General features: G+C 66.3%; 12 protein-coding genes. 6 read left to right on the top strand and 6 right to left on the bottom strand.

Annotated elements, in window-relative coordinates:
- Positions 1-25: 25 nt before the first annotated feature.
- Complete coding sequence (locus tag JWN03_RS37600; protein WP_297625628.1) at positions 26-724, bottom strand: TVP38/TMEM64 family protein; 699 nt, start codon at positions 722-724, stop codon at positions 26-28.
- A 295-nt stretch (positions 725-1,019) separates the two neighbouring features.
- Between JWN03_RS37600 and JWN03_RS37595 the strand changes: the two genes are divergently transcribed.
- The 3 genes from JWN03_RS37595 (at position 1,020) to meaB (ending at position 6,267) form a co-directional block, all read left to right on the top strand.
- Positions 1,020-2,879 (top strand): methylmalonyl-CoA mutase family protein, encoded by a 1,860-nt coding sequence (locus tag JWN03_RS37595; protein WP_297625626.1) that lies wholly within the window; start codon positions 1,020-1,022, stop codon positions 2,877-2,879.
- 2 nt (positions 2,880-2,881) lie between these two features.
- Positions 2,882-5,167 (top strand): methylmalonyl-CoA mutase, encoded by a 2,286-nt coding sequence (scpA, locus tag JWN03_RS37590; RefSeq protein WP_441343130.1) that lies wholly within the window; start codon positions 2,882-2,884, stop codon positions 5,165-5,167.
- A gap of 71 nt (positions 5,168-5,238) precedes the next feature.
- Complete coding sequence (meaB, locus tag JWN03_RS37585) at positions 5,239-6,267, top strand: methylmalonyl Co-A mutase-associated GTPase MeaB (RefSeq protein ID WP_441343133.1); 1,029 nt, start codon at positions 5,239-5,241, stop codon at positions 6,265-6,267.
- Positions 6,268-6,287: 20 nt separating this feature from the next.
- Here meaB and JWN03_RS37580 read toward each other — a convergent pair whose 3' ends face one another.
- Entirely contained in the window at positions 6,288-6,923 is a 636-nt protein-coding gene (locus tag JWN03_RS37580) for a winged helix-turn-helix transcriptional regulator (protein WP_297625621.1), read from the bottom strand.
- A 190-nt stretch (positions 6,924-7,113) separates the two neighbouring features.
- Between JWN03_RS37580 and JWN03_RS37575 the strand changes: the two genes are divergently transcribed.
- Together JWN03_RS37575 and JWN03_RS37570 are read left to right on the top strand one after the other, a co-directional pair.
- Positions 7,114-7,455 (top strand): hypothetical protein, encoded by a 342-nt coding sequence (locus tag JWN03_RS37575; RefSeq protein WP_297625618.1) that lies wholly within the window; start codon positions 7,114-7,116, stop codon positions 7,453-7,455.
- A gap of 141 nt (positions 7,456-7,596) precedes the next feature.
- The gene (locus tag JWN03_RS37570; protein WP_297625615.1) at positions 7,597-9,078 is read left to right on the top strand and encodes an MFS transporter; all 1,482 of its coding nucleotides are present in this window, start codon (positions 7,597-7,599) and stop codon (positions 9,076-9,078) included.
- 15 nt (positions 9,079-9,093) lie between these two features.
- Here the strand turns inward: JWN03_RS37570 and JWN03_RS37565 are convergent, their stop codons facing one another.
- Positions 9,094-9,729 (bottom strand): response regulator, encoded by a 636-nt coding sequence (locus JWN03_RS37565; RefSeq protein WP_297625612.1) that lies wholly within the window; start codon positions 9,727-9,729, stop codon positions 9,094-9,096.
- A 109-nt stretch (positions 9,730-9,838) separates the two neighbouring features.
- Positions 9,839-10,429 (bottom strand): TetR/AcrR family transcriptional regulator, encoded by a 591-nt coding sequence (locus JWN03_RS37560; RefSeq protein ID WP_297625609.1) that lies wholly within the window; start codon positions 10,427-10,429, stop codon positions 9,839-9,841.
- A 71-nt stretch (positions 10,430-10,500) separates the two neighbouring features.
- On the opposite strand from JWN03_RS37560, the gene JWN03_RS37555 reads away from it, so the two are divergent.
- Positions 10,501-11,331 carry a class I SAM-dependent methyltransferase gene (locus JWN03_RS37555; RefSeq protein ID WP_297625606.1) on the top strand — a complete coding sequence of 277 codons (831 nt, stop codon included), beginning with the start codon at positions 10,501-10,503 and terminating at the stop codon, positions 11,329-11,331.
- A 43-nt stretch (positions 11,332-11,374) separates the two neighbouring features.
- Here the strand turns inward: JWN03_RS37555 and JWN03_RS37550 are convergent, their stop codons facing one another.
- Both JWN03_RS37550 and JWN03_RS37545 read right to left on the bottom strand, forming a co-directional pair.
- Complete coding sequence (locus JWN03_RS37550) at positions 11,375-12,259, bottom strand: amidohydrolase family protein (protein ID WP_297625604.1); 885 nt, start codon at positions 12,257-12,259, stop codon at positions 11,375-11,377.
- A complete protein-coding gene (locus JWN03_RS37545) occupies positions 12,256-13,293 on the bottom strand; it encodes a nucleoside hydrolase (protein ID WP_441343132.1) in 1,038 nt (345 codons plus the stop codon). The genes JWN03_RS37550 and JWN03_RS37545 overlap by 4 nt, the downstream gene beginning before the upstream one ends.
- Positions 13,294-13,315 lie beyond the last annotated feature (22 nt).

Below are 13,315 nucleotides of genomic sequence, written 5' to 3'. Positions count from 1 at the left end.
TCGGTGGCTGCTCGATCGGTGAGCGCTACTGCACTTCGTTGGCCGGCTCGGGCACCGCGAGGCGGGTATCGATGATCAGCCCGACGATGCCCACGGCCAGGCAGGCGACGGTCACGATGAGCTGGGCGGGGGAGGTGCGGTTGGTGAGGGCGTCGCCCAGCCACACCGTGCCGATGGTGCCCGGGATGATGCCCACGACGGTCGCGATCAGGTAGGGCGTCATGCGCACCGATGACAATGCGGCGCAATAATTCACGATCGCGAAGGGTGCGAAGGCGATCAATCGCAGTGATCCGACCGCGAGCCAGCCGCGCCGGGCCAGGCGCGTGTCTACCGCCTGCACGGTGGGGTGGGTGAGTCGCGCGGCGACACGCTCACGCCCGAGCGCGCGAACCAGTAGCAATGCCAGCACCGCACTCAGCGTGGTCGCGGAGATGGCCAGTGCCAAGCCGAGTATCGGGCCGAAAAGCATGCCCGCGCTGAGGGTGAATATGGTGCGCGGGAACGGCACGACGCAGATCAAGGCATGCGCCAGGAAGAAGACAACAGGCAGCAGCGGGCCGACCGAATCGGCCCATTCGCGGATCTGCTGGGGTGCGGGATGGGGCGCGAAAGCCGCCAGTGCGAACAGGACTGCGCACACGATCAGCACCGCGAGCACTCGCGGCTGCCGTAGCCGGGCCAGGATTCCCGCCACGGCACTGAGGTTCCCGTTATCACGCATTTCGGAGACATCGCTCGAAGTTTCGGGTACACCGCTCGAGGATTCGGGGACTCCATCGAGCATCACGGAAACCTCGCTGAGCTGCCCGGACGCTGGCTCGAGCGGTCCGCGGACGGTTGTTGGCACCGCGCCAGGTTACCCGCTGGTAGCGGGACTCTGTGGACAGTTATCCCCCTCGTCCGGCTAGCATCAGGAGAAAGACGAGGAATGCTCGTTAACCGAAACAACCTCTGAGCAGTGTGAATGCAGTGCAAACCGGTCGTTCGGTCGGTGAGTGGAAGAAGGAACAGGGGCTATGCCGATTGCTTCAGACCCGGACACCGAGCCGGTGCCCGGGTACGCCGACTGGCGCAAGGGTGTTGCCGGAGTATTGGCCAAGGCCCGCAGGGTCGACGCCACTGAACTCCCGGACGAGCCCGAGCAGCTGCTCGCGGTCAAGACGTACGACGGCCTGACGGTCAACCCCCTCTATACCCGGCGCGACGAGCTGCCCGAGCAGCCGCTGCCGGGCGCCTTCCCGTTTGTGCGCGGCAGTGACGCCACCCGCGATGTGCATCGCGGCTGGTATGTCAGCCAGCGTTTCGGGGGCTCCGAGGGCGCCACCGTGAACCGGCAGATCCTGGACGCGCTGGAGAACGGTGTGAGCGCGGTCTGGCTGGGCGTCGCCGAGCGCGGCGTTCCGGTGGCCGAGCTGCCCGCCGCCCTCAGCGGCCTGCTGTTCGAGCTGGCCCCGCTGACCCTGGATGCCGGTCCCGCTGCGAACGAGGCTGCCGCACAACTGTTCTCGGTGCTCGATCGCTATGACGTGGCAGACCGCAAGGCCATTCAGGTCTTCCTCGGCGCGACGCCGCTGACCAGCCTGTTCGCCGGTTCCACGGCCATCGACCTGGACGGCGCGATTGCGCTGGCCCAGCAGGCCGTGGCGCGCCCGGAGACCGTGCGCGCAATCACCGTGTGCGGCGTGGCATTCCACAATGCCGGCGCCTCCGACGCCCAGGAGCTCGGCGCCGCCGTAGCCGCGGGCCTGGAATATCTGCGCGCGCTCACCGATGCGGGCGCCGATATCGCGGATGCGCTGGGCCAGCTGGCCTTCCGCTTCGCCGCCACCGACGACCAGTTCGAGACCATCGCCAAATTCCGTGCCGCCCGGCGACTCTGGGCCCGCGTGGCCCAGGTCTGCGGCGCCCCGGACTACGGCAATGCCCCGCAGCAGGCCATTACCTCCCCGGCCATGATGACCCAGCGCGACCCGTGGGTGAACATGCTGCGCACCACCCTCGCGGCCTTCGGCGCGGGTGTCGGCGGCGCGGATATCGTCACCGTGCTGCCCTTCGACAATGCCCTGCCCGCCGGGGAAATCGGTGTGTCGCCGGCGTTCACCGAGCGCATGGCCCGCAATACCCAGTTGCTGCTGCTGGAAGAGTCGCACCTGGGTCACGTGCAGGACCCGGGCGCCGGTTCCTGGTTCGTGGAATCGCTCACCGCTGAGATCGCCGCCAAGGCATGGGAATTCATGCAGGAGATCGAGGCCGCGGGCGGTTACCTGGCCGCACTGCAGGCGGGCCTGCTCGCCGAGCGCATCGACGAGACCCGCAGCAAGCGCGATTCCGATGTGGCGCACCGCAAGACGGCCGTCACCGGCGTCAATGAATTCCCCAACCTGGGTGAGGATCCGCTGTCCGAGGCGGCGCGCGAACCCAGCCCGATCGCCCGCTACGGCGCGGCCTTCGAGACCCTGCGCAATCGTTCCGACGCCTACCTGGCCGCACACGGCGCACGGCCCAGGGCCCTGCTGGTACCGCTGGGCCCGGTATCGGAGAACAATGTGCGTATTACCTTCACGGCGAATGTGCTGGCCTCCGGCGGTATCGAACCGGTGAACCCGGGTGCGCTGCCGCTGGCCGGAATCGGCGCGGCGGCAACCGAATCCGGTGTCACCGTGGCGGTGCTGTGTGGTTCCGACTCGCGCTACGGTGCGGAGGCCGGTGTGGCCACCGGCGCCCTGCGCGCAGCGGGCGTGACCACGGTTCTGCTGGCTGGACCTGAGAAGGCGGTCGCGGACCTGTCCGGCGCGCAGCGTCCGGACGGATTCCTGACGGCGCGGATGGATGCGGTGACGGCGCTGTCCGGCCTGCTGGAGAAGCTGGGAGCATAGAGATGAGCGATATCAAGCACCTGATCGGCAATTTCGCCGAGGTTCCGCTCGGTGAGCCGAATGCGGCCGAGACCATCAGGGCGAGCCGTGCATCGGACACCGTGGTAGCGGCCGAACAGGTCGACGCCTTCGTGGCCGAGGCCGCGGCCGCCAATCACTATGCGCCCGAACAGTTGACCTGGGCGACGCCCGAAGGCATCGACGTAGCATCGGTATTCACCAAGGCCGACCGCGATGCCATTGTCGCCGAGGGCTATCCGCTCGACAGCGTGCCGGGTCTGGCCCCGTTCCTGCGTGGCCCGTACCCGACCATGTACGTGAACCAGCCGTGGACCATTCGCCAGTACGCGGGCTTCTCCACCGCCGCGGACTCGAATGCCTTCTACCGCCGCAACCTGGCGTCGGGTCAGAAGGGCCTGTCGGTCGCCTTCGACCTGGCCACCCACCGCGGTTACGACTCCGACCACCCGCGCGTCACCGGCGACGTGGGTATGGCCGGTGTCGCCATCGACTCCATCCTGGATATGCGGGAACTCTTCGATCAGATTCCGCTGGACCAGGTTTCGGTGTCCATGACCATGAACGGCGCGGTGCTGCCGATTCTCGCGCTGTACGTCGTCGCCGCCGAAGAGCAGGGCGTCAAGCCCGAGCAGCTGGCCGGAACCATTCAGAACGACATTCTGAAAGAGTTCATGGTCCGCAATACCTACATCTATCCGCCCAAGCCCTCGATGCGGATCATCTCCGACATCTTCGCCTTCACCTCCGCGAAGATGCCGAAGTTCAACTCGATCTCCATCTCCGGCTACCACATTCAGGAAGCCGGAGCCACGGCCGACCTGGAGCTGGCGTACACCCTCGCCGACGGTGTGGAGTATCTGCGGGCCGGTATCGACGCGGGTATGGAGGTCGACAAGTTCGCGCCGCGCCTGTCGTTCTTCTGGGCCATCGGCATGAACTTCTTCATGGAGGTCGCGAAACTCCGTGCGGGACGGCTGCTCTGGAGCGAACTGGTCGCCAAGTTCGAGCCGAAGAACGCGAAATCGCTGTCGCTGCGCACACACTCGCAGACCTCCGGCTGGTCGCTGACCGCGCAGGACGTGTTCAACAATGTCCCGCGCACCTGTGTGGAGGCCATGGCCGCCACCCAGGGGCACACTCAGTCGCTGCACACCAACGCGCTCGATGAGGCCCTGGCGCTGCCGACGGACTTCTCCGCTCGTATCGCCCGTAATACCCAGCTGCTGATTCAGCAGGAGTCCAATACGACTCGTCCGATCGACCCGTGGGGTGGCTCGTACTACGTCGAATGGCTGACCCACCAGCTCGCGCAGCGGGCTCGCGCCCACATTGCCGAGGTGGAGGCGCACGGCGGTATGGCGCAGGCGATTTCGGAGGGTATCCCGAAGCTGCGCATCGAAGAGGCCGCCGCCCGTACCCAGGCGCGCATCGACACCGGGCAGCAAGCGGTGATCGGCGTCAATAAGTATCAGGCCGAAGAGGACCAGGCGATCGAGGTTCTCAAGGTCGAGAACTCGCGCGTGCGGGTCGAGCAGAACGAGAAGCTGGTGCGCCTGCGCGCCGAGCGCGACAGCGCCGAGTGTGAGCGTGCACTGGCCGATTTGACCCGTGCCGCAGCCTCTTCGGAGGGTGGCATGGAGAACAACCTGATGGCGCTGGCCATTGCCGCCGCCCGCGCCAAGGCCACCGTCGGTGAGATCTCCGACGCCTTGGAGAAGGTGTACGGCCGCCATCAGGCCGAAATCCGCACGCTCTCCGGTGTGTACCGCGAGGAGGCCGGCAAGGTGACGAACATCAGCGAAGCCATCGAGCTGGTCGAGGAATTCGCCGAGGCGGAGGGCCGCCGCCCCCGCATCCTGGTCTGCAAGATGGGCCAGGACGGCCACGACCGCGGCCAGAAGGTGATTGCCACCGCCTTCGCCGACCTCGGCATGGATGTCGATGTGGGCCCGCTGTTCCAGACGCCCGAAGAGGTGGCGCAGCAGGCGGCCGACAATGACGTGCATATCGTCGGCGTCTCCTCGCTCGCGGCCGGTCACCTCACACTGGTGCCCGCCCTCAAGCAGGCGCTGGCCGATGTCGGCCGCCCGGACATCATGGTGGTTGTCGGCGGCGTCATCCCGCCCGGCGACTTCGACGAGCTGTACCAGGCCGGCGCGGCCTCGATTTTCGCGCCGGGCACGGTCATCGCCGACGCCGCCATCGACCTGATCAAGAAGCTGGCCGATTCGCTGGGCCACGAGATCGGTACCGGCGCAAGCGAATGAGCGACGCGCCGCGCGGAGTCGAGGGTGGTTCCGGCCACCCTCGGCTCGGCACCACCTCGGGCACAGGCTCGATCGGCAGTGGACCGAACTCCGCCGGCCGGGCGGCCAAGCGGGTCATCGACGTGGATCAGCTGGCCGCAGCGGTCCGGGCGGGGGAGCGGCCGGGTCTTGCCCGCGCCATCACCCTGGTCGAATCCTCGCGCGGTGACCACCGTGAGCTGGCGCAGCAATTGCTGCTGAAGGTCACGCCCGACGCCGATGCCGCAGTATCGAATCGTGTTGGCATCACCGGTGTTCCGGGCGTCGGCAAGTCGACGTTCATCGACGCGCTCGGTATGAAGCTGCTCGCCGAGGGTCACCGGGTGGCCGTGCTGGCGGTGGATCCGTCCTCCACCCGCACCGGCGGTTCCATCCTCGGCGACAAGACCCGTATGGCGCGATTGTCTTTGGAGCGCGACGCTTTCATCCGCCCGTCCCCGACCGCCGGCACGCTCGGCGGCGTGGCGAAGGCGACCCGCGAGACCATCGTGCTGCTCGAAGCCGCAGGCTACGACACCATTCTGGTGGAGACGGTCGGTGTCGGCCAGTCCGAGGTCACCGTCGCCAATATGGTCGACGTCTTCTGCTTCCTCACCCTCGCCCGCACCGGCGACCAACTCCAGGGCATCAAAAAGGGCGTCCTGGAACTGGCCGACCTGGTCGCGGTCAACAAGGCCGACGGCAAGCACGAGATGGAAGCCAAAACCGCCGCCCGCGAACTGGCCGGCGCCATGCGCCTCATCCACCCCCGCCAATCCCTGTGGCACCCACCGGTGATCACCATGAGCGGTCTCGAAGGCATCGGCCTGGAGAAGTTCTGGGACATCGTCCTGGAGCACCGCCAAGTCCTCACCGACGCAGGCGAATTCGACGAGAAGCGCCGCCGCCAGCAAATCGACTGGACCTGGAACATGGTTCACGACCACCTGCTCCGCCGCCTGACCGACAATCCGAACGTGAAATCCCTGCGTCCCCAGGTGGAAAAGCAGGTCCGCGACGGCTCCCTCACCCCGGCCCTGGCCGCCGAGGAAATCCTCCGCGTCTTCGACGAACGCTCCTGATCGAGTCCCCGCGGAGGCCCTCAACTCCCGAATAGCACCCGGTTGAGGGCCGCACGGTCGCCCACAAGGGCGACGCTTCCGTCGGCGAGTGCAGCGTCCAGCGAGGCCGGATCGGCCAGCAGGCCACCGAGCGTTTTGGGGTCCGTGCGAAGCGAGATGTCGGCTGTGGCAGGTTCACCGTCGTACACCTGAACCTCTCCGGAGACGACGGCGACCGTCCAGATCGAGCCGCCGAGATCGAGGCGGCACACGATCGGCGGCGCCGCCGGGCCGGGACGAGCGGCACCTCGTAGGAAGATCAGCACCGAGGTGGCGCTGAGTGAGGTCGGCTCCGGCGGGTTGGGGGCATCGATTCCCCAATCGCCCAGCGCCAGGACGATCGGTTCCAGCTTCCGGCCTCGGTCTGTCAGTTCGTAGACCTGCGGTCCTGCTGTCGACCCCAGTTTGCGGCGACGGATCACTCCGTGATGTTCGAGTTCTCGAAGCCGATCGGCAAGTAGGTTCGAGCTGGCATTGGGCAGCGCGTGCCGCAACTCGGAGAAGCGTTGCGGCGTCAAAAGCAGCTCCCGGACCACCAGCAGCGCCCATCGCTCCCCGACGATGTCGAGGGCGCGAGCTACCCCACACGAGTCCCGATAGCTACGGCTGGTCGGCATGGTTACTTCCTCCTTGTCCACCCTGATCCGAAACTACCACTCATGGTAGTTGCTTTTTGCAACTCCGATTTGGGTTCAAACCTATTGCTAATCAGGGTTGTTTTTAACAACTCTACATGGTTACTGTTTAAGAGCGTCCTAGCGGAACCACGCTGAGGTCGCGTAACAAACCCGCAGATAGGAGCCTGCAATGAGTACTTCGACGACAACCTCAATTCAGAAGCCACCGCACGCCACGATCGTTGATCCCGATGCGCACCAAGTCCTGTTCGAGAACGAACACGTTCGGGTGATCCAAGCGCGTGCCTCGCACGGGTGGGAAAGTGCGATGCACTCGCACTCGCCGATGGTGGTGGTCAACCTCGGCTCCGGGCGGCAGAAGGTGACCTGGGCGGATGGGACGACACAGATCGTGGATCTGAACCCGGGTGCCGTCGTCTGGCAAGCAGAGGCTTTCGATCACGCGTGGGAGCTGCTGGCGGGCGAGGTGAACGTGATTCTCGTCGAGGTCAAGTCGGCATCCGGGTCATGAGACGCGGCGTCGGACAAGCGCGGCCGCATCGGAACCGCGACTCGTGAAGTGAATGCGTTGGTGCAGGACTGTTCTCGTCGCATGTCTGCGCCAGTGCATGCGCGTCGGCCGTGCCGGGAGGAGTGAGTAGGGTCGGCGAGTGTGATCGTTTCTGTGGAGTCATCGGCCGCTGTGGGGCACGAACGGGTGTGGGGTGCGCCGATTTTCGTGCTGGGTGGGTTGCAGCTGCTGGTGGTACTCGATGGGACGGTGGTAGCACTTGCGCTGCCGAATATTCGGCGGGCACTCGATCTGTCGGAGTCGGGCGGCAATTGGATCATTACCGCGTATGTGGTGACTTTCGGCGGTCTCATGCTGCTGGGTGGCCGTTTGGGGGACACTTTCGGCCGCAAGCGGGTCTTCACGGTCGGTGTCGCGCTCTTCGCTCTCACCTCGCTGCTGTGCGGAATCGCGTGGAATCCGGCTGTTCTGGTGATCGGCAGGGCGCTGCAGGGGGTGGCCGCCGCGATCGCGGCGCCGACCTCCATGGCTTTGGTGGCCACCACCTACGCACCGGGTAAGCCGCGCAGCCAAGCGTTCGCGGTGTATGCGGCATTGACCGGGGTCGGTTCGGTGGCCGGGCTGATCGCCGGTGGCGTGCTGACCGAATTGTCGTGGCGGCTGGTGTTCTTGATCAATGTGCCGATCGGTGTACTCGTCACCGTCGGCGCGGTTCTGTGCCTGCGGGAGTCGCGCGGCTCCCGCTCCGAGTTGGATGTATCGGGCGCGATTTTGGCCACAGTCGGCGTCACTTTGGCGGTTTTCGCCATGAACGAGGGATCGAGCGGTTGGTCTCGACCGGTCGTCCTCATCCCGGCAGTCGTCGCAGTCGTGACGCTCGCGGTTCTTCTGTGGGTCGAAGGACGAGCTGCCAACCCGCTCCTGCCGTTCGGGCTGTTCCGTAATCCCAGCCGGGTCGCCGCACTGGCAGCGATCGTGCTGGCGGGCGCGATCATGATGTGCCTCGCGGTCTTCATCTCCCTGTATCTGCAAGGCGTACTACGCTATTCGCCCTTGCAGGCGGGATTGGCTGTCATCCCGTTCGCGTTCGGTCTCGGCGCTGCTGCCGCGCTCTCGGCTCGCCTCGCGCTGAAATTCGCGCCGCGCTGGCTGGTTATCGCCGGGGGCGCGATCATCCTGACGGGTTGCCTGTACGCGAGCATGATCGTGTCCGGCCAGCCGGCCTACTTCCCGGGAATCGCAGGCCCGGTGCTCATTATCGGTTTCGGTTTCGGCTTCGCGGTCATACCGCTGACGCTGTCGGCCATCGCCGGGGTCGAAGCCACTGATATCGGTCCGCTGACCGCCCTCGCCCAGGTGGCCCAAAATCTGGGCGGCGCAGTGGGATTGGTTTCCGTCGGTGCGATCGTCTCGTCCCGGATCCTGTCGGAAGGCGGTTCGAACGCTACCCTCGCGAACCCGTCCGCTGACCAGCTGCATGCCCTGGCCAGCGGCTATGGGTTGGCGTTCACCTGCTGCGCCGTCCTCGCTACCGCCGCCGGAGTGGTGGTCCTACTGATGCGATTCACACCCGAAGACGTCGCGGAGGGCCAATCCGCCCAGGAGTCCGCGCAGGCCGGCTGACCAGCGGCGCGAAGATTATTGCCCCGAGCGGAGTTTCGACGCCAGAACGGCAGCCTGGGTGCGGCGTTCCATGCCCAGTTTGGCGAGCAGGCGCGAGACGTAATTCTTGACTGTCTTCTCGGCGAGGAACATTCGTTCGGCGATCTGACGGTTGGTCAGGCCGTCTCCCAGCAGCCCGAGCAGTTTTCGTTCCTGATCAGTGAGCCCGGCGAGGGGACCATCGGGCTGCGTGCTGCGGCGCAGGCGCTGCATGAGGGCGGCGGCCGCGCGATTGTCCAGGAGTGAGCGCCCCGAGCCGACTTCCTTGATGGCCTTGGCCAATTCCATGCCCTTGATGTCCTTGACCACATAACCGCTGGCCCCGGCGAGGATGGCGTCCATCATGGCTTGCTCATCGGTGAAGGAGGTCAGGATGAGGCAGCGCAGGTCGTCGAGTTTGTCCAGGAGTTCGCGGCACAGCTCAATGCCATTGCCGTCGGGCAGGCGCACATCGAGCACCGCCACATCGGGGCGGAGTGCGGGGATGCGGGCGAGGGCTTCGGCGACATTGCCGGCTTCTCCGACAACAGTCAGTTCGGGATCGCCTTCCAGGAGATCGATCAATCCGCGCCGCACGATTTCGTGATCGTCGACGAGAAAGACATTGATCATGGCCCGTCCAATCTTTTGGGTCCTGTCGCTCAACATAGACCCGGAAATCACACGTGACGATGGCCCAAAGTCCTCTATTCGATGGGTAATCCGGATGGTTCGGGCCGGACTACCGCGCCAGGGCTCCGGCGATGACGGTGGTCACCACGGCGCCGACGGCCGCGGATTCCGGCGGGGCGGCGGTGCGATCGGCGAAGAGCAGATGCCCGGCTCCGATGAGCGTGGGTGCGAGTGATTCGATATCGGCGTCCTCGCGCACACGACCCAGATCCCGCTCGGCGGCGAGATAGCCGGCGATCATGGCGGTCGCCTCGGCCAGCAGTGGGACGCCGGTCGGCCGGTGCTGCCGCAATCGCGCGCGTAGTTCGTCCCGGAAAATGACGAGGCTGACGATCGCCACGGCGAGGGATCCGAACACGGTGGTCAGCGCCTCGGTGAGGTTGCCGACGACGGTTCCGGTTCCGGCGGATTCGCGTAAAGCCCCGGCCTGCTGATCGATTCGGGTGATGCGGTCCAGCACCAGCTCGGCGAGGAAGTCGTCGAAGTCGGCGAAGTGCCGGTGCAGGACGCCTTTCGCGCAGCCCGCCTCCGTGGTGACGGCACGGCTGGTCAGCGCGCTCGGCCCGTCCCGGAGCACGACCCGCTCGGCGGCGTCGAACAATTGCGCGCGCACGTCACGTATGGCCATCCCTGTCGGCACCGGACATCTCTCCTTGCGTTTGTTCGACTGAACCATCGTCGAGTGGGCATGTGCCGACTTATAGTGGGCGCATGCCCACTATAAGCCCGGAACCCACACCGCCCGCCCCGACGGCGCCGCACCAGTACCGGCAAGTCGCGGAGTCCTTCGGCGCGAACCCGGAACGCTACGACCGCGCCCGGCCCGCATACCCCGCTGCCCTGATCAACCGGATAGTCACCGAGTCCCCGGGACCGAACCTGCTCGATGTCGGTTGCGGCACCGGCATTGCGGCCCGGCAGTTCCGCGCGGCCGGCTGCACGACGCTGGGAGTCGAACCCGATGCGCGGATGGCCGATTTCGCACGTCGAAGCGGAATCGACGTCGAGGTCGCGACCTTCGAGGCGTGGGACCCCGCCGGGCGGACCTTCGATGCCATCGTCGCCGGACAGGCGTGGCACTGGGTCGATCCGATTGCGGGAGCGGCCAAATCGGCACAGGTGCTGCGGACCGGCGGCAGGTTGGCGCCGTTCTGGCATGTATTCCAGCTGCCGTTCGAAGTGGCGCAGGCCTTCTCGGAGGTCTACGAGCGCGTCATCCCCGGCTCGCCGTTCAATATCCAGCCCGAGCGTGGTCCGGTGCTGGGGGTGTATGAGCCGATATTGACGAAGGCGGCCGACGGGATCCGTGTGGCAGGTGGGTTCACTGACCCGGAGCAGTGGCGCTTCGATTGGGAGCAGCACTACACGCGGGACGCGTGGCTCGACCAGATGCCCAGCCACGGGCCCCTCACGCAGCTCCCGCCGGAGCAGTTGGCGCAGATACTCGAGGGCGTCGGCACCGCGATCGACGCGCTGGGCGGCGGCTTCACGATGCCGTACACCACGGTGGTCGTCACTGCCACGAGGACGGCTGCCGAGTGAGGTCGCGATACTGGAATAGCCATCGCCCGCAGCGGCATTCGGGTCAGGCGATCCCGAACTCCCGTGCGGCATTGCCGTAGCAGACCTGTCGCAGCCAGTCGTCGCCGAGTTCGAGGCGCTCCAGCGACTCGAGCGCATGCCCGTACGAGTACGGGATATTGGGGAAGTCGCTGCCGAACAGAATCCGGTCGCCGAACTCGCGCAGCCGCCCGCGCTCGCTGACCGGGAACGGATCGGCGGACTCGAAGAAGTCGGTGAAATTCATGGTGGTATCGAGCAGTACGCCGTCGTACGCCGCTGCGATATCGAGGAATTCGCTGTACTCGGGCGCACCCATATGGGCGATGATCAGCCGCAGTCGCGGAAACCGCTCCAGCAGCGCGGCAATGGGTCCCGGACCGGTGAATTTGCCGGCGGTGGGCCCGGATCCGCAGTGCACAACGACCGGAGTCCCGGCTTCCTGAATCAATCCCCACACCTCGGTGAGCAGCGGATCGACCGGCGAGAACTGCCCGACCTGGATGTGTACCTTGAAGATTCGCGCTCCCGCCGCGAGCGCCTCCGCCACATAACCGGCCGCACCGGCGTCCGGGTAGAAGGTTGCGGTGTGCAGGCAGTCGGGTGTGCGGGCGGCGAACTCGGCGGACCACTGGTTGAGCCAGGCCGCCATGTCGGCCTTGTGCGGGTACACCATCGAGGTGAAGGCGCGAACCCCGAAGCCGCGCAGGGTCTTCAGCCGCACCTGCTCCTCATCGCGGTAGGCGATGGGCCAGGTGCGCCCGATCAGCGGTCCGGCGGATTCGAAGTAATCCCACACCTTGCGCATCACCTGCTCGGGCATGAAATGCGTATGGATATCGATGATTCCGGACAGCCCGAGCCGGGTCCGGAAATCGGCGACGTAGTCGTCTTCGGCCACGTCGCTCACCGGCTCTGCGGTCCTTCCTGCGGGGGATAGGTGGCCCGTGCCAGATCTCCGACGCGGCTGACGAGCCGTTCGAAGAACAACTCCGGATCGGTCCCGACGACTATGTCCGCATTGGCTTCCCGCTCCCACATCCCGTCCCAATCGGCGACGGTGGTGGCCCGGGTGATGGTCCCGGCCAGCTCCACATCGACCGTCGCGGGCTTGGTGACGGCCAGTCGCGGATCCAAGGCCACTGCCGCGGCGAACGGATCGTGCATATGCGCCAGGTACACCTTTTCGTACAGCAGGTGGAAGTCGAAGTAGAAGCGGATCGCATCGGTGAGATACCGGACGATCGGATTGCTCGCCGCCGACCGCGCCTCGGGCGGATCGGTTTCGGTGACCGTCTCCACGGGCTCGCTACCCGCCCGTTCGGCCAAGAGCGCCAAGTGCTTCGGCCGCATCTCGATGGTCTCGGTAATGTCCAGCGCGCACACGATCGGCCGCCGGTCCGCCGGCGCCGCCGCGAACGCGTCGAACACCTCCTTGGCGGCCTCCGGATCCACGTGCACATTCCACTCGTTGGTGGGGGTGGTGTTGCCCGGATGATTGAATGCCCCGCCCATGATCACCAACCGCTGCAGGAGCAGGGGGAGCTCGGGCTCGATCCGCAGCGCCAGCGCGAGATTGGTGAGCGGCCCGGTGCACAGCCCGACGATCTCGCCCGGATATTGCCGGGCCAGATCGACCCACAGCTGCGCCGCCGAGCGGTCCGATAGCCGTCGCGCGGAGACCGGCAACTCCGCATACCCGACGCCCTGCGGCCCATGCGTGTCCTCGGTGGTGCGCAGTGGAATCGCCAGCGGCTGCGCCGCGCCGAGCGCCACTTCGAGCTCGGGGGCCCGGCACAGGTCGAGCAGGGCGAGATTATTGGCTGCCACCCGGGCCGCGGGCACATTGCCCGCGGTGGAGGCGATTCCGACGATCTCGGCCTCGGGGGAGGCCAATAGGTAGAGCAGACCGAGGGAGTCATCGATGCCGGTGTCATTGTCCATGATGATCTTCTGCCGCACGGTT

It is taken from the genome of Nocardia sp. (assembly GCF_025465275.1).
In the GTDB taxonomy this organism is placed as follows: Bacteria; Actinomycetota; Actinomycetes; order Mycobacteriales; family Mycobacteriaceae; genus Nocardia.
The sequence above is the reverse complement of the archived record's forward strand: the minus strand, read 5'-3'. Positions and strand labels throughout refer to the sequence as shown.